This is a genomic window from Vibrio sp. 1288 (assembly GCF_033344475.1).
Window position 1 is genome coordinate 1 of record NZ_JAWPOX010000345.1, and the last position, 803, is coordinate 803.

Genomic DNA, 803 nt, shown 5'->3' on the forward strand with positions numbered 1-803 from the left:
TCTTCGGCCGCTTGTTCTGAATTTAAATCAGGACCAAGCATACGCATTGTCGGGGCAAGCAAAGACGCATCCGACAAACGATGCATGCACACTTTAACGAAATCTGAATGATAACGCGGATGCAAACTGTCTTGCTCCGGACAAACCACGCGCACAAAAAATTCGCCATCGCCCATCACTATCGGGAATTCACGACCTAGCACTTGGCCGTTGTAACGTAACGCATCCATCAAACCGTTAATGGCTTTATCTACCGCACTGACGGTGGTGTTATCAAAACACTCAAATTGCAACTCAACAACGTACATGCTTACACCGCAGCCTCAATTTTGGCCAAAAACTCCACAACATTCTCTGCGAGCACTTCGCGCTTATCTGTTCCTAAACGCTCTAAAATCACATTGCCCGTTAAGTTACAAATTGAAATCACGTCCAATTCTGCATCCGTCGCTGCGATAAACACCGTCGGTTTTAGCTTTAGACGACGCTGTGTCACCAAGTGACCCAAAATGTTCTCTTGTAAACGAACAAAATCGTCATCACTCCAAACTTGAAGCAATGTCAGAGGATTCGTCTGCCACGTTGCGTCCATATCCGCACTGTATTGAGATCCATAAAACGCTTTAATGTCTTCATGCAGCGTCAACTCAATCGCATTTTCAACGTTAGTAAAATCCGCCATCTCTTCTCGCGGGAATGCTTTCCACAATACCGCGCCGTCACACTTCTCTTCGACACATGGAGAAACAAGATCAGCAAGCTCCTCATTGCGAGGCAATTCATTATGCTTATTTTGCCAAGCT

Annotated in this window: 2 protein-coding genes; both read right to left on the reverse strand. The window is 45.7% G+C overall.

Going from position 1 to position 803, the window contains the following annotated elements:
• On the reverse strand, window positions 1-308 hold a 308-nt coding region (locus tag R8O11_RS26665), incomplete at its 3' end, for a DUF2310 family Zn-ribbon-containing protein (protein ID WP_318194801.1).
• 2 nt (window positions 309-310) lie between these two features.
• Window positions 311-803: SecY-interacting protein (gene syd / locus R8O11_RS26670; protein ID WP_318194802.1), on the reverse strand; the 493-nt coding region annotated here is incomplete at its 5' end.